General features: G+C 69.6%; 23 protein-coding genes. 19 read left to right on the top strand and 4 right to left on the bottom strand.

Annotated features, from left to right (window positions below):
* Positions 1-17 precede the first annotated feature (17 nt).
* On the bottom strand, positions 18-1484 hold the full coding sequence (locus tag L942_RS40815; protein WP_037370716.1) for an aldehyde dehydrogenase family protein: 1467 nt from the start codon (positions 1482-1484) through the stop codon (positions 18-20).
* 92 nt (positions 1485-1576) lie between these two features.
* On the opposite strand from L942_RS40815, the gene L942_RS40820 reads away from it, so the two are divergent.
* A complete protein-coding gene (locus L942_RS40820; RefSeq protein ID WP_037370718.1) occupies positions 1577-2155 on the top strand; it encodes a TetR/AcrR family transcriptional regulator in 579 nt (192 codons plus the stop codon).
* 966 nt (positions 2156-3121) lie between these two features.
* Here L942_RS40820 and L942_RS40825 read toward each other — a convergent pair.
* The 3 genes from L942_RS40825 to L942_RS40835 all read right to left on the bottom strand — a co-directional run bounded on the left by L942_RS40825 (position 3122) and on the right by L942_RS40835 (position 4522).
* Entirely contained in the window at positions 3122-3424 is a 303-nt protein-coding gene (locus L942_RS40825; RefSeq protein WP_037370719.1) for a colicin immunity domain-containing protein, read from the bottom strand.
* Position 3425: 1 nt separating this feature from the next.
* Positions 3426-3824, bottom strand: coding sequence for a colicin D domain-containing protein (locus L942_RS40830; RefSeq protein WP_037370720.1), 399 nt, complete (start codon positions 3822-3824; stop codon positions 3426-3428).
* Between the two features lie 176 nt (positions 3825-4000).
* Positions 4001-4522 carry a hypothetical protein gene (locus L942_RS40835; protein ID WP_200863082.1) on the bottom strand — a complete coding sequence of 174 codons (522 nt, stop codon included), beginning with the start codon at positions 4520-4522 and terminating at the stop codon, positions 4001-4003.
* A gap of 59 nt (positions 4523-4581) precedes the next feature.
* On the opposite strand from L942_RS40835, the gene L942_RS40840 reads away from it, so the two are divergent.
* From L942_RS40840 to L942_RS40925, 18 genes are all read left to right on the top strand, one after another.
* A complete protein-coding gene (locus tag L942_RS40840) occupies positions 4582-4902 on the top strand; it encodes a hypothetical protein (RefSeq protein ID WP_037370724.1) in 321 nt (106 codons plus the stop codon).
* A 217-nt stretch (positions 4903-5119) separates the two neighbouring features.
* Entirely contained in the window at positions 5120-6460 is a 1341-nt protein-coding gene (locus L942_RS40845; protein ID WP_037370726.1) for an MFS transporter, read from the top strand.
* Positions 6461-6565: 105 nt separating this feature from the next.
* Positions 6566-7213 carry a GntR family transcriptional regulator gene (locus L942_RS40850; RefSeq protein ID WP_037370728.1) on the top strand — a complete coding sequence of 216 codons (648 nt, stop codon included), beginning with the start codon at positions 6566-6568 and terminating at the stop codon, positions 7211-7213.
* 42 nt (positions 7214-7255) lie between these two features.
* Positions 7256-8053 (top strand): aspartate/glutamate racemase family protein, encoded by a 798-nt coding sequence (locus L942_RS40855; protein ID WP_037370729.1) that lies wholly within the window; start codon positions 7256-7258, stop codon positions 8051-8053.
* Complete coding sequence (locus L942_RS40860; RefSeq protein WP_037370730.1) at positions 8050-9504, top strand: amidohydrolase family protein; 1455 nt, start codon at positions 8050-8052, stop codon at positions 9502-9504. Before L942_RS40855 ends, L942_RS40860 begins: the two co-directional genes overlap by 4 nt.
* 2 nt (positions 9505-9506) lie before the next feature.
* Complete coding sequence (locus L942_RS40865) at positions 9507-10232, top strand: maleate cis-trans isomerase family protein (RefSeq protein ID WP_037370731.1); 726 nt, start codon at positions 9507-9509, stop codon at positions 10230-10232.
* Positions 10233-10543: 311 nt separating this feature from the next.
* Positions 10544-11686, top strand: a complete 1143-nt coding sequence (locus tag L942_RS40870) for a PucR family transcriptional regulator (protein WP_063695857.1) — start codon at positions 10544-10546, stop codon at positions 11684-11686.
* An 84-nt stretch (positions 11687-11770) separates the two neighbouring features.
* Positions 11771-12982 (top strand): cytochrome P450, encoded by a 1212-nt coding sequence (locus L942_RS40875; RefSeq protein WP_037370906.1) that lies wholly within the window; start codon positions 11771-11773, stop codon positions 12980-12982.
* Positions 12979-13200: a ferredoxin gene (locus L942_RS40880; RefSeq protein ID WP_037370732.1), complete on the top strand. Its 222-nt coding sequence runs from the start codon at positions 12979-12981 to the stop codon at positions 13198-13200. The genes L942_RS40875 and L942_RS40880 overlap by 4 nt, the downstream gene beginning before the upstream one ends.
* The gene (locus L942_RS40885) at positions 13188-14078 is read left to right on the top strand and encodes a fumarylacetoacetate hydrolase family protein (protein ID WP_037370734.1); all 891 of its coding nucleotides are present in this window, start codon (positions 13188-13190) and stop codon (positions 14076-14078) included. Before L942_RS40880 ends, L942_RS40885 begins: the two co-directional genes overlap by 13 nt.
* A 49-nt stretch (positions 14079-14127) precedes the next feature.
* Positions 14128-14982: an alpha/beta fold hydrolase gene (locus L942_RS40890; RefSeq protein ID WP_051166585.1), complete on the top strand. Its 855-nt coding sequence runs from the start codon at positions 14128-14130 to the stop codon at positions 14980-14982.
* Positions 14979-15680 (top strand): alpha/beta fold hydrolase, encoded by a 702-nt coding sequence (locus tag L942_RS40895; protein ID WP_037370735.1) that lies wholly within the window; start codon positions 14979-14981, stop codon positions 15678-15680. Before L942_RS40890 ends, L942_RS40895 begins: the two co-directional genes overlap by 4 nt.
* 62 nt (positions 15681-15742) lie before the next feature.
* Positions 15743-17089: an MFS transporter gene (locus tag L942_RS40900; RefSeq protein WP_081655430.1), complete on the top strand. Its 1347-nt coding sequence runs from the start codon at positions 15743-15745 to the stop codon at positions 17087-17089.
* A gap of 109 nt (positions 17090-17198) precedes the next feature.
* Entirely contained in the window at positions 17199-18059 is an 861-nt protein-coding gene (locus tag L942_RS40905) for an LLM class F420-dependent oxidoreductase (protein WP_037370736.1), read from the top strand.
* Positions 18060-18062: 3 nt separating this feature from the next.
* Positions 18063-18503 (top strand): RidA family protein, encoded by a 441-nt coding sequence (locus L942_RS40910; protein ID WP_037370738.1) that lies wholly within the window; start codon positions 18063-18065, stop codon positions 18501-18503.
* Between the two features lie 20 nt (positions 18504-18523).
* Complete coding sequence (locus L942_RS40915) at positions 18524-19327, top strand: cyclase family protein (RefSeq protein WP_235079653.1); 804 nt, start codon at positions 18524-18526, stop codon at positions 19325-19327.
* Positions 19324-20730 carry an FAD-binding protein gene (locus L942_RS40920; protein ID WP_051166586.1) on the top strand — a complete coding sequence of 469 codons (1407 nt, stop codon included), beginning with the start codon at positions 19324-19326 and terminating at the stop codon, positions 20728-20730. The genes L942_RS40915 and L942_RS40920 overlap by 4 nt, the downstream gene beginning before the upstream one ends.
* A 1149-nt stretch (positions 20731-21879) precedes the next feature.
* Complete coding sequence (locus L942_RS40925; protein ID WP_037370740.1) at positions 21880-23649, top strand: sigma-54-dependent Fis family transcriptional regulator; 1770 nt, start codon at positions 21880-21882, stop codon at positions 23647-23649.
* Positions 23650-23676: the final 27 nt, after the last annotated feature.

Below are 23676 nucleotides of genomic sequence, written 5' to 3' on the forward strand. Positions count from 1 at the left end.
GTGGGGGACAAGGGAAATCAGCCCTTGAACCAGTGCTGCGGAGCGGGATCGATGTTCTGGTAGACGTGTTTGCTTTCCTGGTACTCCGCGAGCCCGGACGGTCCGAGTTCGCGGCCGATGCCGGACCGGCCGAATCCGCCCCATTCCGCCTGCGGCAGGTAGGGGTGGTAATCGTTGATCCACACGGTGCCGTGGCGCAGGGCCGCGGCGACTCGCTGGGCGCGGGACGCGTCCGACGTCCACACGGCACCCGCGAGCCCGTATTCGGTGTCGTTGGCCAACGCGATCGCGTCGGCCTCGTCGGCGAACCGCTCGACGGTGACGACCGGGCCGAAGACCTCTTCCCGGACGATCGCCATGTTCCTGGTGCAGCCGGCAAACACGGTCGGCCGCAGGAAGAACCCGTTGCGCAGCGCGGGTTCCTCAGGGCGCCGTCCGCCGGCGCACAGGGTGGCGCCCGCTTCGACGGCGCCGCGGATGTACGCCTCGACCTTCTCCCGGTGCCGGGCCGAGACGAGCGGACCGGTTTCGGTGGCCGGGTCGAGGCCGTCGCCGACCCGGATCCGGTCGGCGCGCGCGGCGAGATCCGCGACGAACCGGTCGTGGATGCCGTCCTGGACGATGAGCCGCGCGCCCGCTGAACACACCTGTCCGGAATGGACGAACGCGGCGGTCAGCGCGTAGTCGAGCGCGGTTTCGTAGTCGGCGTCGGCGAAAACCACGTTCGGGTTCTTGCCGCCCAGCTCCAGAGCGACGCGCCGGACGCCCTTCGCGGCCGCGGTCATGATCTTCTCGCCGGTGGCGTAGCCGCCGGTGAACGAAACGAGGTCGACCCCTGGGTGCTCGACCATCGCCGCCCCGACCTGGCCGTCGCCGAGCAGCAGGTTCACCACGCCGTCCGGCACGCCCGCCTCGGCCAGGAGCGCGACCAGCTTGATGGTGGTCAGCGGGGTGACCTCGCTCGGCTTGAGCACCGCGGTGTTGCCCGCGGCCAGCGCGGGCGCGATCTTCCAGGACATTTGGAGCAGCGGATAGTTCCACGGCGCGATCAACGCGCACACGCCGACCGGTTCGTGCACGATCCGGCTGACCACGGTCGCGCTGCCGGCGTCGACCATCCGGCCGGCGTCCTTGTCGGCGAGATCGGCGTAGTACCGGAACACGTTCGTCACGTCGTCGACGTCGATGCGGCCTTCGCCCAGCGTCTTGCCGGTGTCGAGGCATTCGGTGCGGGCAAGCTCCTCACGGTCGCGGACCAGCAGATCCGCCGTTTTGCGCAGGAGCCGGCCGCGTTCGGCCGCCGTCGTGCGACGCCACGGGCCGTCGTCGAACGCCCGTCTCGCGGCTTCGACCGCGGCGCCGACCTCCTCGGGCCCGGCTTCGGCGACGGTGGCGAGAACCTCGCCGGTGGCGGGATTCAGCACCTCGGAGCGGGTCCCGGCGGAGGCGTCCAGCCAGATTCCGTCGATGTACAGGTCTTTCATGCGGCCCCTTCCCGAAGAGGTAGTGGCGGCTGCGCGTGAAGAGTGCGTACATTTGTACGCGAAGTGTGTACGGATGTCCACAAGGAGATTCGATGGCGAAGAGCGAACCCGCCGCGACCCGGCGCCGCGGCCCGAACGATCCGGAACGGCGGGCGCGGATCGCCAAGGCGGCGATCGAGGTGGTCGCCCAGCGCGGCATCGACGGGCTGACCCACCGGGCGGTGGCGACCGCCGCGGGTGTGCCGCTCGGCTCGACGACCTACCACTTCGCGACGCTGGACGACCTGCTGGAGGTCGCTCTGCACGAGGCCGCGGAGAAGAACGTGCAGGCGCTGAAGGAATGGGAAGCCGCGCTTCCGCCCGACGCCGACTTCGCCGCGGCACTCGCCGATCTGGTCATGGGATATGTGAACGAGCAGTACCGGGCGACGGTGGTCGAATACGACCTCTACGTCGCCGCGCTGCACCGCCCGCGGCTGCGCAAGGCAAGCGCAGCCTGGGACGAGGCATTGACCGAGTTGTACGGTTTGCGCACCGATCCGCTCACCGGCCGGCTTCTGGCCGGATTGTTCTGCGGATTGCTCATGCAGGCGGCCCTGGCAGATCCCCGCCCCACCCGAGACGAGATCGAAGCGCTTTTCCGCCGGGCGATCGACGGACGTCCGTCCTGACACGCTGACGCGTTCCCGTCGGGGGAGGCTGCCCCGGGGCCGAGCGAGCCTACGGCGGGGACCGCGGCATCTGCGGTCGGCAGCATGTGTTGCGAAGATCGACGGCAACCTGTCGGAATTAGGGCAGTCGTCTGGCTGGCACCGTCAGCGCGGTTTCGCCGGTATCCGGTGGCTGCAACACCCTTCGGGGTGTCGTCGACTCTCATACGTCGTGGACGTCGGTGGCGAGTGCTCCTCTTGGCCACAGGTCGACATCCGGTGCCTGCGGAGCTGGCGGTGGGGTGTTACTCCCATTCGATGTAGAAGCGTTCTCTAGCGTCCAAGATCAGGTCTGCTGGGTCTTCGCCGAGGTTGCCCATCGGTTTGGTGAGGGAGTTGCGAGTCTGGTTTACCTTCTCCTTGCCGAGATCTTTGCGTTGTAGTTCTTGAACTCGATGAGGGTCTTCGCGCATCGACTTCGTGCAGCGTGATGCGACCGTGGAGGCGATGTTCAGCGATGGCTAACTCGAGCGAAAACCAGATTGTCGACGCTTACACAGGCGATCGAGGCCGGTGTCGACCTGGAAGCGCTGATTGAACCGTTGAAGCGCGCAATGGAGGAACGCGACGCGGCAGCAAAGGAGTCCAGCTGTTTCAGAGCCAGGGAGGGCGGACGTGGAGGCACTGGTCGACCCCCTTGCGGACGCAAGACGACAGGTCATCAGCACAAGCCCGGTCCGGCTGCAGGAGCTGTACGAGGAGATCGGCCTGGAACTGGTCTATAACGCGCAAGAGCGGATGGTCGATGTGACCATCCGCCCACCCCGTGGTGTTAGGACGTGTGTCCGAGCGGCGAGTTGCACACTAAACATAGGCCTTCACCCGGACCTGTGAACCACGTAGCTTCCTAGCAGAAGCCAGCCCGTCGGTTTTTGGCTCAGGCGTACCGGCGGCGGAAGGTGACTCCACGGCCGTAGCGCGCATTGGTTATCCGAGTGCGCCGAGCCGCTGCAGGCGTGCCAGGGCAGTAGCGGCGTGGTGGCGCAAGGCTTCGTCCAGGTCACGGCGCTCTGCCGGCAAAGCCTCCGGCGATACGACGTACTCGTCGACCTCGGAGAACAATTCGTCGAGGACGGCGAACACGTCATCGGGGTGCAGAGCCTCGTCGTTCTTCATCAGGTCGAGGTACTGCTGCTCGAACTGGCCCGCGTCGATCGTGCGGTCGACGAACCGCGCGATCAGCTCGCCGTAGTCGGCAGCGTCGTGCTTGTTTTCTTCGCAAGCGCTCATTTCACCCTCCACCCAGGGACCCTCGTTCGATCACGTTGCGAAGCTGCTGGACGTTGAGTTTCCCACCCGTCCAGTATGTTCCATCGGGTCTGAGCACTTCGCAGAGCCGGGTGTTCTCGTTGTCGATCAGTATCGCGGGCTCCCCGCGGTAGCGGCCGACGTTCGCTGTCTTGATCGAGTTGGCGGGGTCTTCCTCGAACTTCCGCTGCGCGTCCCCGTATGCTTTGGCACCGGCGTTGCTCCAGTTCTGGTCGACGCCGAGGTCCTTGGCGTGTTTGAGGTGGCTCTGCAACTGGCTTTTCGGATAGTTCGGTTCAGGGATTTCGTGGGTGATGGCGATCCCGCCGCCCGCGGTGACGACCTCGGCGACGGGGGCGACGAGTGCGCCGACGACGGCCATGCCGTCGACGACTTCTTTGATCTTGCCCCTGATTTTCTGCTGGGTGTCGACGTTCCAGACGCGGTGTCTGCGTCCACCTTGGCCTGGAACCTGGAGGCGCTGGTGCTAGTGGTGCGGTCAGGTACTGGAACTGGCTGAATACCCCGCCTAAAGCGTCTGCAGCGGTGGCCGCGGCGTCAGTCGTCAGCTGCGACCAGGAGACTGAGTGTCGCTGCCGGGCGGTCGATGAGGACGAGTTCGTGGTAGTCGATGTGGATCGGGCCGTAGTCGTGGATCGCGTCTTCGGGAAGCTGTCCCAACAGGTATCTGGTGGTTGCCTTGCTGATTGGGGCGTAGACGTCCTCTCGCAGGCGTGATGCGAGTGCTTCCGGGACGTCTCCATGCTGGTTGGCCCAGGAGCCGAGGATATCGATCGCCGTCCCGGCATCGACGGTCTCGTAGGCGTCAGGGGTGATGCGGTCAAGCCACCACTGACCGTGCCGTGGCCAGCCTTGAACGCCGCCTCCGTCGTAGGTGTCCCGAAACTGAGGATGTGCGATCAAGGCGGCCAGCACGTCTCGGTCGTCCAGCGTCTCGGGCGGTAGCTGGAAGCGCTTGAAGTCAATCCAGCGGTAACCGTGGGAGCCCTCGCCGAAATCGAAGTCTCGGAAGTTGATGAAAGGGCTGTCGAGGTGGACGAGGGCGGGCAGTGGTTCCACGGCGGTCATCGTAGATCTCGGCGTTGCAGCTGTGGCGCTCAAGCGAGGGCGACGCCCGCGTGCCAGGCTGGGACAGCACCGACCTTGCTGACGGACAGATCGATCCGGACGAACTCGCGGCACTGCCGCTGGGCGAGTCGATCCCGCCAGCCGAAGTCGCCGAGGTGATCGCGCGGGAGCGCTGCTACGACGTAGTCGCCGCCATCGTCGTGTTCCTTCGTGTCTTCAAAGAAGAAGGCGGGACGAGGAACTCGACATCCAGGGCGCGCGGATCCCGCGGTCTCCGGTCCGAACTGTCCGCCCCCGGTGCCCCGATCGAGAGTTCCGATCACGAAACACGCGTCCAGGCCGGACAGCGGAGTGCGCCGCATTTCGGATGAGACAGCGAGCTTCCTGGCCGCGGTCCGCACGGCATGCCGTCGGGCCGGGTGACGCCGGCGAGCGGATGCAGGGAAATCGGCTCTTGACCGCGCTCGAGGCCGCGCCTATGTTCTTGGGATCCCAATACGGGATCCCAAGAAGCAGTCGCGCATTGCGGGCCGCGCCGATCCGCCAGCGGGCCGCGCAGTCCGTCTCCGCCGTCGTCAAGGAGGACCGATGTCGCTTCAAGGTCGGACGTCGCCGCAGGCAGGCGCATCGACTCCGCAGGCGCGTGCCGCGACCGGCAGGCGCACGAACGTCCGCTGGATGCTGTTCGTCCTGCTGCTCGTCCTCGTCACGGTCAACTACGTCGACCGGGGCTCGATCTCAGTGGCGCTGCCGCTCGTCCAGCAGGAGTTCGGTCTGTCTCCCCAGCTCACCGGCCTGCTGCTGTCCGCGTTTTTCTGGACCTACGCGCTCATGCAGGTGCCGGTCGGCTGGCTGATCGACCGGTTCGGCCCGCGCAAAGTGCTCACCGCGTCCTGCGTCGGATGGGGCGCGGCGACCGCGGCGTCGGGCTTGACGGGCGGGTTTCTGACGATGTTTCTCGCGCGGATGGGCATCGGGGTGGCTGAGGCCGGCGTGATGCCGGCGGGCGGCAAGCTCAACGCCATCTGGATGCACCCGAAGGAACGCGGCCGCGGCGCGACGATCCTGGACGCGGGCGCGCCGCTGGGCGCCGGCGTCGGCGGCATCCTGATCAGCGGGCTGATCGCGCTGTTCGGCGGCTGGCGGACGTCGTTCCTCATCGCGGGTCTCGCGACCGCGCTGCTCGGCCTCGCCGTGTGGTGGTACGTGCTGGACCACCCGCGCCAGCACCGGTCGGTCAACGACGCCGAGGCCGAGTACATCGAGGCGTCCCACCGGGCCGAGGACGAGGAAGCCGCGGCCGCCGGAGCGACGACCCGGCGCGCGCTGCTGCCCTACCTGAAGTTCCGTTCGTTCTGGGCGATGTGCCTCGGCTGGCTCGGGTTCAACGGCGTGTTCTACGGCCTGCTCACCTGGGGCCCGCTGTACCTGTCGCAGGCGAAGCACTTCAAGCTCGCGTCGATCGGCTGGTCGACCTTCGCGATCTTCGGCGCGGGCTTCGTCGGGGAACTGCTCGGCGGCCTGCTCGCCGACCGGCTGCGCGCCAAGGGGCACGGGGCCAACGCGGTCATGCGTTCGCTGCTCGGCATCTCGAGCGCGATCGTCACCCTGGGCCTCGTCGGAGTGACGATCGTCGGGAGCCCGCTCGCCGCGGTCGCGCTGCTCTCGGCCGTGCTGTTCTTCCTGCGCTGGGTCGGGCTCTTCTGGTCCGTGCCGGCGATTCTCGGCGGCCGCACCAACGCGGGCGTGCTGGGCGGCGCGATGAACCTGGCGGGCAACATCGCGGGCATGGTGACGCCGATCGCGGTCGGGTTCATCGTCGGCGCGACGCACGGCTACACCGGCGCGCTGCTCTACTTCGTGGCCTCGGCGGTGATCATGGGCGTCGCTGTGCTCGCCCTCGACTACCGCAAAAGGCTTCCGGTGTGAGCGGCCGGCGCGCCCTCGCCGGCCGACGGGCGCACGAACCCGGATGTGGTCGAATGAAGCCGGATCCGCCGCGCGGTCGCGCGGCCCGACGCGAAGGGGGAAGCCATGGCACAGCCGGCCGAAGGTCCGCACCGGGACCGCCCGCGGCGAGAGGCGATCCGCGACGCGCTCCGGACCAGGATCTTCGAGGGCTACTACCCGCCGGGCACCCGGCTCGTCGAGCGCGACCTCGCCGCGGAATTCGACGTCTCGCGGCTTCCGGTGCGCGAGGCGTTGCGGATGCTCGCGCAGGAAGGGCTGCTGGCCGAGCGGGGGCAGCGCGGGTCGGTGGTCGCCGGGCTGAGCGACCAGGAGGTCGAGGACCTGTTCGCGGTCCGGCTTTCGCTCGAGGTGCTGGCCTGCCGGCTCGCTGCCGAGCGCGCGAGCGACGAAGACCTCGCCGGGCTCAAGGCGCTTCTCGACCACGCCGCCGACGCGCTGGCGCGCGGCAGCGTCAACGAGGCGCACCGGGCCAACAGCGCGTTTCACGACGAGATCACCCGCATCGCGGGCAACCAGTTCCTCCGCACCGCGCTGGAACCGTTGCAGGGCCGGATGCACTGGCTCTTCCGGCACGTGCTCGACCTGCCCGAGCTCCTGCAGGAGCACCGCGACCTCCTCGCCGCGATCGCGTCCGGCGACCCGGAGCGGGCAGCCGCCCAGTCGGAGCGCCACATCGGCAAGTACCGAACCCAATACCCGGACACCGTCTGACGCCGCCGGCGCCGGGCGGCGTCCCGAGAACGAGGGGCCACCGTGAGACTTCTCGTCGTCAACCCGAACATCAGCGACGACGTCACCACCCTGATCCGGACGGAGGCGGAACGGTCCGCCGCGCCGACCACTGAACTGGTCGTCCGGACCGCCCCCTACGGCGTCGAATACATCGAGACCCGTTTCGAATCGCTGATCGCGGCGGGCGCCGTCGCGCAGGTCGTCGCCGAGCACCGAGACGTCGACGGAATCGTCGTCGCCGCGTTCGGCGATCCGGGGATGCCGGCGCTCAAGGAACTTGCCGACGTGCCGGTCCTGGGGATCACCGAAGCCGCCCTGTGCGCCGCGGCCTTGCAGGGGCAGCGGTTCTCGGTCATCGCCATCTCGGACCGCATCACGGCCTGGTATCGCGAATGCGTCGAGCGCTTCGGGTTCGGCGGACGGCTCGCGTCGATCCGGTCGATCAGGGAAGCGCTGCGCGGAATCGGGACCGTGCAGCACGATTTCCGCGCGTCGCTCGTCGAACTGGCGCGGCTCGCGGTCGCCGAGGACGGCGCCGACGTGGTCGTCCTCGCCGGCGCTCCGCTCGCCGGACTGGCTCGCGAGGTCGCCGGCGAGATTCCGGTGCCGGTCGTGGACGGCATCGGCGCGGGCATCCGCTTCGCCGAAGCTGTCGTGGGCTTGAAATCCGGCCCGCACCGGGCCGGGTCGTTCGCCGTCCCGCCTCGGAAAGCGCGGTCCGGCCTGAGTCCCGAACTCGACGCCATGCTCGCCTCGGCGCAGGCCGCGGCGAGCGCGCCCGACGGTTCCGCCGCCGCTATCGAAGGGATGGCCCAGTGAGAGCCGATCTTGTTCTCGCGCACGGTCTTGTCGTCAACTCGTCCGGCACGCAGCGGGCCCATGTGGTCGTGCACGACGGCCGGGTCGCCGCCCTCGTCGACGCTGCCGAGCCGGTGCCCGCCGCGGAGCGGGTCGTCGACGCCGCCGGGCGGGCGATCCTCCCGGGCGGGGTGGACGGGCACTGCCACGTCGCCCAGGTCACCGGCCGCTACCGCACCCTCGACGACTTCGCGGTGACCTCGACCGCCGCGCTGTGGGGCGGCACCACGACGATCCTCGACTTCGGAATTCCGCGCGACGCCAGCGAAACCCCGCTCGAAGCGGCGAAGAACAAGATCGAGCTGGCCAGGGAATCCCGGTGCGACGTCGCACTGCACGGCTCCGTCATCCAGTGGGACGAAACGGTTCCCGCGCAGCTGGAGGAACTCGCGGCGCTGGGCATCCGGTCGGTCAAGCTGTACATGACCAATCGCGGCACCACGATCGCCGACAACGACACCGTCCTCAAAGTGCTGCGCGAAATGGTGCGGCTCGACGGCCTCGCCTACGTCCACGCCGAGCACGACGCCATGGTCGTCGACTGCACGGAGCGCAGCGCGGAAGCTGGACGGATCGGGATCGAGCATCTGCACGAGACCCGGCCCAACCTGGTCGAGGAAGCGTCGGTCCGCGAGGTCCTCGCGATGGCCGAATACACCGGCGCCCCAGTGTATTTCGTGCACCAGTCGACGCCCGGCGCCGTCGACCTGGTCACCGCCGCCCGCGCGCGCGGGCTCGACATCCACTCCGAGACCTGCCCGCACTACCTGGTCCTCGACGACGGCGTGTACTCCTCGCGCTTCCCCGAATGGTTCGCCTGCTGCCCGCCGATGCGTTCGCCGGAGACGGTCGCGGCGCTGCGCCGGCGCTTCGCGGACGGGTCGATTCACACCGTCTCCAGCGACCATTCCTGCTACGACCTGACACAGAAGCGCGAGCGCAAAGACGACGTCCGGCAGATGCCGCACGGTCTCCCCGGGGTCGAGACGCGCATGCCGGTCGCGTTCACCGCGCTCGCCGACGCCGCGGGGGAGCACGGCACCCCGTCGGCGGGCCTGCTGGAGCACTTCGCCGAGCTGTTCTCGACCGGCCCGGCGCGGATCAACGCCGTGCCCGGCAAGGGAATCATCGCCCCGGGCTACGACGCCGACCTGGTCGTCTTCGACCCCGCCGAGACCCGGACGGTGACCGGCGGCGCGCTGCACATGGGCACCGACTTCTCGCCGTTCGACGGCAAGGAGCTGCGCGGCTGGCCGCAGGTCGTGGTCGCCGGCGGTCGCGTCGTCCTCGACGAGGAGGGGTTCCACGATCCCGGCCCGGTCGGCCGGTTCACGCCGCGGCTCGGGTATCGCGAGGCCGCGTCCGACAATCCGCGGCCGGCGGCCCGGCTCGCCGCGGCGGAAAGGATCTGACCATGGCGGACACCCAGCGGCCGGCTCGGATCGGGATGATCGTGCCGTCGTCGAACACGTGCCTGGAACCGATGAGCTACCGGATCCTCGGCGAGCGCGACGACGTCACGATCCACTCGACGCGCATCCCGGTGACCCGCATCGCGCTCGACGCGGGCTCGGACAAGCAGTTCGACGTCGAGGGCATGCGCCGCGCGGCGGAACTGCTGGCGACGGCGGACGTCGACGTCATCGCGTGGAACGGCACGTCCGGCTCGTGGCTCGGCCCGGGCCACGACCGCGAGATCGCCGACGAGATCACCGCGGCCACCGGCGTGCCCGCGACCACGTCGACGCTGGCCTACCTCGACGCGTTCCGCGCGTTCGGCACGCGCACGATCGGCCTCGTGACGCCCTACACCGAGGACGTCAACCTCCAGGTGATCCAGCGATACGCCGAGGAGGGCATCCGCGTCGCCGGCCACCAGGCGCTCGGACTGAGCGACAACGAATCGTTCGCCCGCGTCCGGCCGGACGAACTGCTGCCGGGCTCGCTCAGACTGGCCGCGGACCGTCCGGACGCACTGGTGTTCTTGTGCACCAACTTGTACGGGGCACCGGTCGTCGAGGACCTGGAATCCCGCACCGGCGTCGCGGCGCTCGACTCAGTCGCGGTGACGCTGTGGCGGTGCCTGCAGCTCGTCGGAGCCCCGTTGCTCGCGCCCCGGTGGGGCAAGCTGCTTTCCTGACATTTCCCCGGGCCGGTCCCTCGACCGGCCCGGCAGGGAATGCGAGCGGACGGAACGCGGTGCATCGTGTTTAGCTGGGATCACCAGCGTTGGCGGCGTTGTTGGCGAGCAGCCGCACCGTTCCCCGGGTAGCCCCGATGCGAGGTGGTGTTGCCTCGCTCCTGCGTTCCGGTGCGGAGCTATCGAACCGGACCGCACGATCGCGGGTTGGCTCTGGCGACGCGATCGAGGTGGACCTGTCGCCGGCCACGCAGTGGTTCTCGCCGTTGATCCAAACCGGCATGGGCCGTCGCGCATGTTTTGATGTGTCGATGAGCGAGTCGGAAGGGCAGGCCGAACGCGGCGCGCTGTGCGGGGTGTTGCGAGAGCGGTTGGAGGACATCGCGGACGAGCTGACCGAGCGGATCCGGGGCGAGATCCCGTCGTATGCGCAGCTGCCGCGCGCGGAGCATCGACGGACCGTGCGGGATACGGCGGAGACGTTGCTGGCCAGTCTCGCGGTCGGTGCCGAGCCGACGGCCGCTCAGTTGCGCGCGGTGCAGCAGGCTTCGCGGCGGAGGGCTTATTACGGGTTGCCGGTCTACGACGTGGTGGCTGCGTTTCATGTCGTCGCGCGCGAGTTGTGGGACCGGCTGCGCGAGGTCGCGGGTGCGGCCGAGGAGGTCCTGATCGAATTGGTCGGTCCGATCTGGTTGTGGATCCAGTCGATGTGCAGTGTCGTCGTCGACGCCTACGTGGCGGAGGCAGGCGCCCGGCACGGCTACGAGGTCGGATTGCGCCAGCGGCTGCTCGAGCTCCTGCGCGGCGGGGGCGCGACCGGGCCGCAGGCGAGCGATGTCGCGCGCGAGCTGGGCTTCGATCCTGCGGCATCGTTCCAGGCGTTCTGCGCGCCGGCGGAGGAGTGGTCGCAGGGTCAGCTCGACCCGCTCCAGCGCGGAGCGCGACAGCTTCCCGGAGTCGTCCACTGTGGTCTGCACGGGGCGCTCATGATCGTGTTGGCGCAAGGGATCGAGGCCGAGCGGGTGCTCGCGCGTCTCGAGCGGCTCGCCGGGCCGGACGCTCGGCTCGGGGTCGGCCTGGTGCGGGACGGGTTGGTCGGTGCCGAGATGAGCATCGCCGATGCGGACCAGGCGCTGGCCTTCGGGACCGGCGGCGTGGTCCGGTTCGAGGACGTATGGCTGCCGGCCAGCCTGACCGGCAGCCAAGACCGGCTGGTGCCGCTGTTCGCGCGGGCTCGTGAGGTCGCGCGGGACAATCCGAGCCTCGCCGAGGCGGTGCTCGCGTTCTGCCGGCACGGGTTCACCCTTGCCGGCGCCGCGGCGGAGCTGCACGTCCATGCCAACACGGTGGGGTATCGGCTGGCGCGGTGGCAGGAGCTGTCCGGATTGGACCCGCGGAGTTTTCCCGGTCTGGTGCGGTCTGTGCTGAGCCTGGATCTGCAGGCCGAGCTGTAGGCGTGTGGATTCCCCAGGATCGACCGGCCCGATTCTGGGATTTGCCCGATGCCGCTCCACCGCGGGGATTCCTACGCTCCGAAGATGACCCGAGCGGCGATCTTCGATCCGACGGACCCGGCCTTCCTGCGCGACCGGTACCCGGTCTACCGGCGGTTGCGCGACGAAGCGCCGGTGCTACGCACCGAGCTGGGCGGACGACCGTGCGTGATCCTGACCCGGTACGCCGACGTCGACCGCCTGCTGCGCGACGAACGGGCGCGCGTGCGCTCGGACGAGGGAGTGCCGGAACATCTCGGCACCGGCCCGGCGGCGGCCTTCTACCGCAACTCGCTGCCCTGCTTGGATCCGCCTGAGCACACCCGGTTGCGGAAGCTGATCGCGCCTGCGTTCACGCCGCGCACCGTGCACGCGATGCGGTCGTGGCTCACCGAGCTCGTGGATGCGCAACTCGCCGAGCTGGCGGGCAGGGGAGAGGTCGACTTCGTCGCCGACGTCGCGGCGGTGCTTCCCGCGAGGATCGCTTGCCGGTTGCTGCACGCTCCCGACTCGGATGCCGGGGAACTGCTGCGGCACGTCCCGGCGCTGAACGCGGTGCTGGGACAGGGCGGGCTCACCCCGGAGGCCAGGACAGCCGCCGACGAGGCCGCTCGGTTCTACTTCGACTATTTCACCGATGTCGTCGGAACTCTGCGCGGCACGCTTCCGGAGGACGATCTGGTCGGTGCGTTGGTCGCGGCCGCGGACAGCGACGGGGGCCTCGGCCACGCCGCCGTGGTCACCGCGCTGACCGGCTTGCTGATGGCGAGCTACCACACCACCCGCGTGGCCCTCGCCGCCGCGGTCTTCGCGCTCCTGGAGCACCCTGGGCAATTGGCTGCCCTTCGCGCGGATCCGGGTCTTGCGACGAATGCGTGGGACGAGACGCTCCGGTACGACGCGCCGATCCACTTCCTGTGGCGCGACCTGGCCATCCCGCTGACTTTCGCGGGGGAGCGGCTGGAGGCGGGCACGCACGTGGTGCTGGGCCTCGCGGCCGCGAACCGGGACGAGCGCAGGTTCGCCGATCCGGACCGGTTCGATCTCGCGCGTGCCGATCGGCGCCACCTCGCGTTCGCCGCCGGCGCCCATTACTGTCCCGGCGCGCCCTTGTCGCGCTTGGAAGGCGAGATCTTCTTGCCGCGCTTCTTCGCGCGCTTCCCCGACGCCCAGGTGACCCGGCAGCCCGAACGGCAGCTGGATCTGACGTTCGCGGAACTCCGCTCGCTGCACCTGGATCTGGGGCGTGCGGCATGAACGTGAGCGTCGACCGGACCGTGTGCTGCGGGTTCGGCAACTGCGTCGAGGCCTGCCCGGAAGTCTTCGCCTTCGACGACGCGGACAACCGCGCGAGGGTGCGCGAGCGGCGGCTGCCGGTGCGTCTTCTCGGGGCCGTCCTGCGCGTGGCCCGCGACTGTCCGACCGCCGCCATCGCCGTCCACGATCCCGAGGAGGTCCCGCGATGCGGCTCGTGACGTTCGGTCCTCCCGGCGGGGAGGAGCTCGGAGCGCTGGTCGACGACGCGCGAGTGGTGCCGCTTCGGCCGTTGCTGCGGCGTGCCGGGATCCCGGCCCGGGAGGCGACCGAGGTGCTCGCGGTGTGGCAATCGGTGTCTCCCTTGCTCGCCGGCGTCCCGGACGAGGAGACACTTCCGCTCGCCGCGGTCCGGCTCGGTCCGCCGGTGCCGCGGCCCGGCAAAGTCGTCGCCATCGGGTTCAATTACGCCGACCACGCCGACGGCGTGCTGCCCCGGGCGCCCGGCGAACCGGTGGTGTTCCTCAAACCGCCGGAGACCGTCAGCGGGCCGCACGAGCCGATCGTGCGGCCGCCCGAGACCGGCCAGCTCGACTACGAGCTGGAACTGGGCGTGGTCGTCGGCCGGGCCGGTCGGCGGATCCGGCGAGAGGACGCGCACCGGCACGTCGCGGGCTACGTGATGGCCAACGACGTCACTGCGCGCGACGTCGCGCTGGGCGCGGGTCTGGAGCATCCGTTGCAGCTCCAGATCGCGCGGGGCAAGGGATTCCCGACTTTCTGCCCGCTCGGGCCATGGCTGAGCACGCCGGACGAGTTCGACGCGGACCGGCCGCTGCGGCTGCGGTTGTCGGTGAACGGCGAACTCCGCCAAGACGGCTCGACCGACCGGATGCTGGTCGACGTGCCGGGGCTGATCGCGTCGGTGAGCGCGACCATGGAGCTGCGGCCCGGCGACCTGCTGCTCACCGGGACCCCCGCGGGGTGCGGGTTCCAGCTCGACCCGCCGCGTTATCTGTCCGCGGGGGACCGGGTCGACTCCGAGATCACCGGCCTGGGCCGGATGTCGCTCGTCGTGCGCGACGAAACGCCCGCCTGATGGCCCGGCCGGTCTGTTCAGTGTCCGTTGTGGACGGAAGGAGTACGCGATGACCGCGTTTCGGCAAGGTCGCCTGCGGGTCGGCGACTTCGCGTTCGACACCAGGGAATGGGGTCCGCCGAGCGGCCTGCCGTTGCTCGCGCTGCACGGTTTCCCGCAGGGTGCCGAAAGCTGGGACCGACTCGGGCACTGCCTCGGCGACGCAGGAGTGCGCACGATCGCGTTCGACCAGCGCGGCTACTCGCCCGGCGCGCGTCCGCCGCTGGAGACCTACACGCTGGATGCGGTCGTCGCCGATGCGCTCGGCGTCGCCGACGCGTTGGGGTTCGAGCGGTTCCACATCGCTGGTTTCGGCATGGGCGCGGTGCAGGCCTGGGAACTCGCAGCGGTCGTGCCGCAGCGGGTGCGCACGTTGACCGCGCTGCGGTTCCCGCATCCGCGCAGCTTCGCCGAGGCGGTCGCGACCGATGCCGAGCAACGTGCATTGTGGACCGAGCTGGAAGGAATGAGCCCACCCGTCCCCGCAGCTCGGGCGCTGCTCGCCGACGACTGCCGCGGGCTGCGGGAATTCCTTCGCGGCGCAGGGATGCCCGAAGTCCACATCGGACGGACCGTGGCCCGCACCGGAACCGAAGAGATCCTCTCGGCGGCGATCGCCTGGCACTTGATCCCGCTGGAGCGAATGGCGAAGGTCGGCGACATCGACGTTCCGACGTTGTACGTGTGGTCCGCGGGGCCCGCTCTCACCGCGGCCACCGCGGCGCGGTGCGGCGAGCACGTGCGCGGCCCGTTTCGGTCCGAAACGTTGGCCGGCGTCGGCCACTGGATGCTCGAAACCGCCGGCGAGCAGGTGGCCAGCCGGGTGCGGGCGCATCTCGCCGGCGAGAACGAGGCCGCGTCGTGAAACTGCACACCAAGGTTTACGGCCGCGGCGAACGGACCGCGGTCCTGATCCACGGCGGCACGGTCGACAGCGGTGTCTGGCACGCGGTCGCGCCGCGCGTCGCCGCGCTCGGCTACACCGTCCTCGCACCCGACCTGCGGGGGCACGGCCGGAGCCCGCGGGGCCGGTACTCGCCGGAGGACTGGGCGGACGACCTGGTCGAAACCCTGCCCGCGGGCGCCGACGTGGTGCTCGGGCACTCGCTGGGAGCCACCGTGCTGGGCCAGGCCGTGGACCGGCTCCGTCCGCGTCGCGCCGTGTTCGCGGAGCCGGGCTTCGAACACGACGTCAAACCGCCCGAGTACTTCGCCCAGCGGCGAACCCTGCTGGCCCAGACCACAGTGGACAGTGTGCGCGCGGCGCATCCGTCGTGGACTGAGAAGGACGCGGCGGCGGTTGCTGCCGCGGCCGCGCGGTGCGATCCGGCGGTGCTGGACGCGGTCGCCGGGCTCTCGCGCGACCGCGTGAGCCTCATCCCGGACCAGGCCGTGGCGCCGAGCCTGCTGCTGGTCGCCGGGCAGGGTTCGGTGGTCCGTCCCGCGACCGCGCAGCTGCTGGCCGGTCGCGGGTTCGAGGTCGCCGTGCTCGCCGAGGCGGGCCACGACCTGCACTTCGACGCCCCGGACGCCTTCTTCGGCGCGCTCGACGGGTGGGTGTGAGACCACTCCGCCCGGATCCGGCCGGCGAACTGATCTCCGGCCCGCGGAAAGGACAAACCCAGATGACCATGACTCCCCAGGAGTTCCTGGACTCCGCCGCGATGAGTGCGCGGCAGCGCCTCGTCGTCGGGATCGTGTGCCTGGCCATGCTCGCCCACGGTCTCGATCTGGCCAGCGCGAGCTTCGTCTACCCGGAACTCGTCCGGCTGGAACACGCGTCGATGGGGACCGTGACGCTCACGGTCACCGCGGGCGTGCTGGCGCTGGCGCTCGCCGGCGCGGTGGCCGGCCCGCTCGCCGACCGGTTCGGCCGCAAGGGCGTCGCGATCGTCGGCATCACGGTGTTCGGCCTCGCCACCGCGGCGATGGGCCTGGTCCCGTCGATCGGCGCGTTCGTCGGTTTCCGGCTGCTCGCCTGCCTCGGGCTCGGCGCGATGGTGCCCGCGGTGCTCACGATCGTCGCCGACACCACGCCGGCCGCCCGCCGTGCGTCGATGGTCTCGCTCGTGTGGTGCGGAGCCGCCGGCGGGTACATCGCCGGGAGCTTTCTCGCCTCGGCGGTTCTTCCGGCCTGGGGCTGGCGGGCGCTGCTGGTGCTCTGCGGCCTGCCGCCGCTGCTGCTCGTGCCGGTCGTGGCATGGCTGGTGCCCGAGTCGGCGAGCGTCCTGGTCGCCCGCGGGCACACGCCGGAGCGGATCCGGGAGGTCCTGGCTCGGCTGTCCCCGGGCCGCGACCTCAGCGTCGTCGACCTCGCCCCGCCGGTGCGCGGGCAGCGGCGGTGGGCCGGTGCCGAAGTGCTGTCGCGGCGATTCCTGAACGCCACCTTGTTGATCTGGTTCTGTTCGTTCGTCGGCCTGGGCGTGGTGTTCCTGATCGCGAACTACCTGCCGCTGCTGATCGATCGCAACGGCTACGGCACCGCCCAGACCGGGGTGCTCGTCGGCCTGTTCGGGATCTGCGGTCTGGCCGGCCAGCTGCTCGTGTCGGCCGCGCTGCGGCGGTTCGACGCCCGCGCCGTGCTGGCGGTGCTCTGGCTGGTCGGGATCGCCGGCGTGGCGGTGGCCGGAGTCGTCCGGCTGAGCCCGGCCGCGTTCCTCGTCGTGGTGCTGCTGCTCGGACTTTCCCTCGGCGGCGCCAACGCGATCCTGCCCGCTCTCGCCGCGATCACCTATCCGGCCGCGGTGCGCGCGACCGGGATGTCCTGGGCGAACGGGGTGGGGCAGCTCGGTCCGGTCATCGGCGGGCTCGCCGGCGGCATGATGATCGGCGCCGGCTGGCCCACCGCGACGATCTTCCTCGTCCTCGCCGTTCCGGTCCTCGCCGGAATCGTGGCCACCCTCGTGCTGCTGGCCGGTTCGCGACGGCAGCGGGTTCGCGAGGCCGCCGCGGCGGAACTGGCTGCTCGGTGACCCGGCATCGGGTCGGCGAGGGTCCCGGTCGAGTACGTGCCGTGGTCTCCGCGATGGCGGCGAGTTCCGGAGCCGTGAGGGTCTGGTCCGGTCTTCCGAGAGGATCCGCATGAAGTTCGGATTGGCCGCGTTCGTCACCGACGAAGGAATCCGGCCGGAAGAATTGGCGAGAGCAGCCGAGGATCGCGGATTCGAGTCGCTTCTGGTTCCCGAGCATTCGCATATTCCGGCGAACCGGAAGACTCCCTATCCGGGCGGCGGCGATCTGCCTCGTCCCTACTACCGCTCGCTGGACCCGTTCGCGGCGCTGGCCGCCGCGGCGTCGGCCACCGATCGAATCAAGCTGGGCACCGGGATCTGCGCTGTGTTCCAGCGAGATCCGATCCACACGGCCAAAGAAGTCGCCACCGTGGACTACCTGAGCAACGGCCGGTTCCTTTTCGGGGTCGGCGGCGGATGGCTGCGGGAGGAAATGCGAGATCACGGAACCGACCCCGCGGTCCGGCTGCGCGTCGTGCGAGAACGGATCCAGGCGATGAAAGCGTTGTGGACGCAGGAGATCGCCGAGTACCACGGGGAGCACATCGACTTCCCGCCGAGTTACCTGTGGCCCAAACCGGTTCAGCGCCCGCATCCGCCGATCTTGGTCGGCGGCATGGGGCCGACCGTGCTGGACCGGGTGCTCGACTACGGGGACGGGTGGCTGCCGAACCTGATCGGCCAGCCGCCCGAGCGTCTGCACGCGATGCTCCGGAAGCTGCGGGACAAAGCGGCCGACGCCGGACGTGCGCCGGTCCCGGTCACCGTGCTGGGCGCGGCCGCGAACGGCGAGGAGTTCGACCGCTACGAGGAACTGGGAGTGGAGCGCGTGCTCTTCCTCCTGCCGACCGCACCGGGCGACGAAACCCTCGCCCGCCTGGACGCCCTGGCTGAGCTGGTCGGCAAACAGGACACGCACAAGGAAAGGTAGAGAATGGTTCACCGGCAGGAAACCAACTACGAGGTCGTCCCGATCAATCCGGGCACCCTCGCCGAACCCGCAGGCCATTTCGACCGGGCCGTCCGGATCGGCCCGTGGCTGTTCATTTCGGGCACCTCGGCGCTGACGAACCTCAGCGGCACGATCGAGGAACGCCGCATGCCGGAGGACTTCCGGGAACAGGCGAACATCGCGTTCGACAACATCGAGAAGGTCCTGCACGAGGCAGGAGCGACGTTCGAGCACGTCTACGAAATCCGGACCATGCTCAGCGACGCAGCGGATTTCGGCGTTCTCAACGAGTTGTTCCGCGAGCGCATGCCCGGCCGAGGCTTCATCGGGCACGGTTACGTCACCGGATTCCTGGCTCCGGGAATGAAAATCGAGATCGAGGCGAACGCCTACCTGCCCGGCGCGCAGTTGCCGGCTTCATGAACGGGGAAGGGAAAAACCACGTGCACATCGACAGTTTCTTCCAGAGCATCGCGCAGGGAACCGTGGAGATGGTGGATCTCACCACGCCGCTGAGCCCGGCGACTCCGGTGGTCCCGGTGCCGGCACCGTTCGCCCCGACCGCGCCGCTTTCGGTGCACCCGGTGAGCAATTTCGACGAAGCCGGGCCGGGCTGGCGGTGGAACGACCTCACCATCGGCGAGCACGCCGGAACCCACGTCGACGCGCCGCAGCACTGGATCAGCGGCAAGGACGGCAAATCAGTCGAGCAGATCGAGCCGACCAGGCTGGCCGGGCCGATCGCGACGATCGATCTGACCGACGGCGTCGCCGGGAACCAGTCGTTCCTGCTCGGCACCGAGCACCTCGAAGCATGGGAAGCCGAACATGGCCGGTTCCGGCCGGGCACCTGGGTGCTCGCCCGCACCGGGTGGAGCGAACGGGCCTCCGATCCCGAGCGCTTCGTGGATCCGGCAGGCTGGCCGGGAATCTCGTTGGCCGCCGCGAAATGGCTTGCCGCGCATCCGCACGTGAGCGGATACGGCGTCGAGGCCATCGGCATCGACAACATGGGATCGGGGCCCTCCGAACCGGAGCCAGGCACGGAACCGGATCCGGGCGCGTTCGGCCCCGGTCACTACTACCTTCTCGGCGCCGACAAATACGGACTCACCTCGCTGCGCAACCTCGAACGCCTCCCCGCCACCGGCGCTTACCTGGTGGTCGCGCCCCTGCCTCTGGTCGGCGGCACCGGCGCGCCCGCACGGGCATTCGCCTTTGTTCCGCGAGACGGAGAGGGCCGGTGAACAGGTCGATGTCCGAGGAGAATTTCGATCTCGTGGTGGTCGGGTGCGGGGCCGCGGGCCTGGCGGCGGCGCTCGGCTTCCTCGAGGCGGCCGCCGAGCGCGGTCTGGCGCCGACCGTCGCGATCCTTGAGCGCAGCGGCGAAGCCGACCGCGGCGGCGCGACCCGATGGTCGTGGGTCAACGTGATGGTCGACCCCGACGGCGTCGTCAATCCCTCGATTCTGGACCGAGTGCTCGACCTGGACCCCGCGTTCGACCGGGAGTACTTCGACACGCTGCGCCGGCTGGGCGGCGACTCTGTGGAGTGGATGCGGAGCCACGGAGTCACCGTCACCCACGCCGCGCCCCCGTTCGCGATGGAATCCGACTACGGCGCGGTCGAAGGCGGCGGCCTGTCCTTGGTCAACGCCTTCGCCGCCAGGATCGAGGCGTACCCCGGCTCGACGTTCTTCTACGACACCGAAGCGACACGGCTGACCGAGGACGACCGCGGCCGGGTGAACGGAGTGGTGGTGCGCGGCCCAGACGGACTCACCCGCACCGTCGGAGCAGGCGGTGTGGTGCTGGCGTCCGGCGGCTTCGAAGGCAACTACCAGATGCTCACCCAACATGTCGGCGCCCGGGCCGGCGAGATCCGGCCGGTCGCACCCGGTCTGCGGCACAACCTCGGCGACGGGCTGCGGATGGCCACTGACGTCGGCGGGACGACTGCGGGCCAGTTCGACATGCTGCACGTGGAACTAGTCGACCCGCGCTCGGACAAGCCCGATCCCGGCATTTTCGGCGCTCCGTACGGGATCATGGTGAATCAAGACGGCGAGAGGTTCATCGACGAAGGAAGCCGGACGTTCGAGGGCATCAACGAGCAGCTGGCATGGACTGTCTGGCGGGACCAGGGAAACCTGGCCTATTTCGTCTACGACGCCGAAATGGCGAAGCTCCCTGGGTTCGCGTTCCTGAACCAGACCGATGTGCCTCCCTACGAGGGAACGACCGTCGAGGAACTGGGCGAAGCGATGGGCGTGGACCCGGACAAGCTCGCTGCCACGGTCGCGAGTTTCAACGCCGCGGTGTGCCCGGGAGAGTTCGACCCGTCGACCAAAGACGGCAAGCGCACGACGGGTTTGGAGATCGACAAAACCAACTGGGCGATGCCTGTTTCCGAGCCGCCGTTCCGGGCGTTCCCCGGGTCGGCAGCGGTGACCTTCTGCTTCGGCGGGATCCGCACCGATACGCGAGCGCGGGTGCTCACCGGAAGCGGGACGCCGATTCCGAACCTCTACGCGGCCGGCGTAGCGACTGGCGTGTGGTACCAGGAATACCCAGGAGCACTGTCCGTGCTCCGCTCGGTCACCTTCGGGCGTATCGCCGGACGTGAGGTGGCTGACGCGCTCGATGCTTGACAGCGGGTCAGTGCGTGTCTGCGGTGTGCCCGAAGTTAGGTCGCTGTGTGTGCGCACGCGAAAGGTGGAGTATGCGGCGACGCACGGCAGTGCGCTTCCGGCGCCGATGTCGACGCGCCCCTGCTCGCTACGACATTCGATGTCAGCGTGCGTGAGCGACTGGCGAGGAGTGACCAGAGGGCGACGCTCGCTTCCGGCACAGCTGTGCTTGATCCCGGTGGTATGAGCCGATTGCAGGCGGTGCGTTGGCAGAGTTCGCCGGATTTGGTGTCATCTGATCGTCTTCGGGCGGCTCGGGTAGCGGCGGGCTCGGGCTGCTGGGACGATTCCTGCGCCCCGTCTCGGACAGGGCTGCCCCGCCGATCTCTGGCCGAGCCGAGACCACAGGCGCGGCGAGCAAACGGGTGCCGAAAAGCGGACCTTCAAGGTGACGGCCTGGTCGCTGGCGGGCTTCGCCGGTGGCTAGGCCGGCTGGCCGAAGATCGGTAGCTGGGTCATCAGTACTCCCGTCTGCTGGCCACGACTACCGGACGTAACGCGCAGGCTGGCGAAGTGAGAACGGCCAAGCGCGTGACACGCTGGGTGACCCATGCGCTGGGGCAGCACATCAACGACATCGTCGGTGAGCTCGGCGAGCCGACTCTCGTCGGAACGCCGACGGTGCAGGCCGGACCTGGGTGTAGGTTCGACTGCGCGGGTCTTTGCGGCGGACGATCGTGCAGGTGGTCGAGGGCGTACCGGCGCGCGCCAGGATGGGCGTTTCGGATCAGCGGCGCGTCCAGGGCCTTCGCCGCCCACGTGGTGCTTCGGCTGCCAAGGGCGGGCGCGAAGCAGGCCAGCCGTCCGCGGTCCGGATGCTCCTGCAGTACACCGGCGAACTCTCCGGCCGCTCGGACGGCCTGCCGTTGGGACACGGTGCTACGCGGGCTAATGGGCGCTTCTCGACTATCCAGCCTCGCCTCCCCGAGCGGCCGGTGCGACGGCCTCGGCCAACCGCTGCTTTCCGAGCCGTCAGTCGTCAGGCGGGGACTGCCTTGCCGCTGCCCACGCCTTGTCTCACTATGAGACAAAGTGACGCGCGCCACGAGTGCACCATGGTGCTTGTGGGGTGGGCAGGACCCCCGGCACTGGACGTCAAAGGAGACGGTGGTGACGACTCGAGGCAACGAGACCATGCGTGACCTGCGGGAACTGTTCCTGTCTCGCGGGGCGCCCGAGGTGTCGGGGGTCCGCGACGTCATCACCGCGTCGTGGCAGCGGGCGCTGGAGAACCGGGTCGACGTGGAGCGGCCGGAGCCGGTCTACGTGTCCGATCGCGACGAGGAGAGCCTGCTCGCGCACAGTGCCGCTCCGGTGCTGGCGAATCTGTCCGACGAACTGGCCGGCCATCCGACCGCGATCCTGCTGACCGACGCGAACGGCCTGGTCGTCGACCGGCTCAGCACCGATCGCGCGCTCACCGCCGGGCTGGACCAGGTCTCGCTCGCTCCGGGCTACAGCTACGCCGAGGAATCGGTGGGCACCAACGGCATCGGCACAGCGCTGGAATGCCAGAAATCCGTGCTGGTGTCCGGTTTCGAGCACTTCAACGGCGAACTGACCGGCTTCGAATGCGCCGGCGCGCCGATCGTGCACCCGGTCCGCGGCCACCTGGCGGGCATTCTGGACCTCACCTCGTGGGCCGACGCGTCCGGCCCGCTCCTGCTGACGCTGGCGCGCACCACCGCGAAACGGATCGAAGAGGCGATGCTCGCCAGCACCGGAGCGCGCGAACTGAGCCTCTTCCGCGAGTACCTCGCCGCCTGCCGGCGCGGTTCGGGGGCGGTCCTCGCGGTCAACCAGGACGTCGTCATGGTCAACAGCCACGCCGAGGAACGCTACGACGTCACCGACCGCTCGGCGCTGATCACGCACGCCACGGATCTCGCCGGCTCGGCCAAACCCGCCACGGTGCTGGCCGATCTGCCGTCGGGGATCAGCGCGCGTCTCGAATACCGGCCGGTCTACAGCGGCGACGTGCTCGCCGGAGGCATCTTCCGGGTCAAGAACCAGACGGTCTCCCGGCGCACTTCCGCGCGCGCCGAGCTTCAGCTGCCCGGTTTGGCCGGTGCGAGCCCCGCGTGGCGGCAGGCCTGCGCCGCGGCGGACGCGAGCCTTGGCAGCGGGCAGTGGCTCGCGCTGAGCGGCGAAACCGGTGCGGGGAAGGCGGCCATCGCCCGCGCGGTGGCGCTGCGCCACGGACGCCGCCAGGTTGTGGTCGATTGCGCGGACGTCACCGAAGAGTGGCTGCCCGCACTCGCCGAGGAGGCGGCGTGCAGCGACCCGCCCGTTGTCCTCCTCCGGCATTTGGACGCGCTGGACGACACCGTGTTGCCCGCGCTGTCCGAACTGTTCACCGCGTGGCAGAACGATCCGGCGCAGCGCGCGCCCGCGTGGGTGGTGGCCACGGTTGGCAGCGAACCGGTCGATCCCGGCATTCAGGGTGCGGTGATGGCGTTCTTCGCGCGGAAAGTCGAGGTCCCGCCGCTGCGCCACCGCATCGAAGACGTGCAGCGGCTCGTGCCGCATTTGCTGGCCCGCCGGGCGGGCAGCAGATCATTGTCCGCTTCCGACGCCTGCCTCCGGCAGCTGATGCGGCTGCCTTGGCCCGGCAATGTCCGCCAGCTCGACCGGGTGCTCGCCGCGGCGGCGCAGCAGCTGCACGGCGGAGTCCTCGACGTCGCCGATCTTCCCGCGGAATGCCGCACCTTCACCCGGCGCCGGCTCACCAAGCTGGAGACCATCGAGCGGGACGCGATCGTCCGCAGCCTCGCCGCGAACCGCGGCAGCAAGGAACGAGCGGCCTGTGATCTCGGGATGTCCCGGGCGACGATCTACCGCAAAATCCGCGCCTTCGGCATCGTCGACGAAATGAGCTGATTCCGGTGTGCACAGTGGACTCCCGGA

Origin of the sequence: Amycolatopsis orientalis DSM 43388 (genome assembly GCF_000411975.1) — a bacterium.
Classification (GTDB): Bacteria; Actinomycetota; Actinomycetes; order Mycobacteriales; family Pseudonocardiaceae; genus Amycolatopsis; species Amycolatopsis orientalis_D.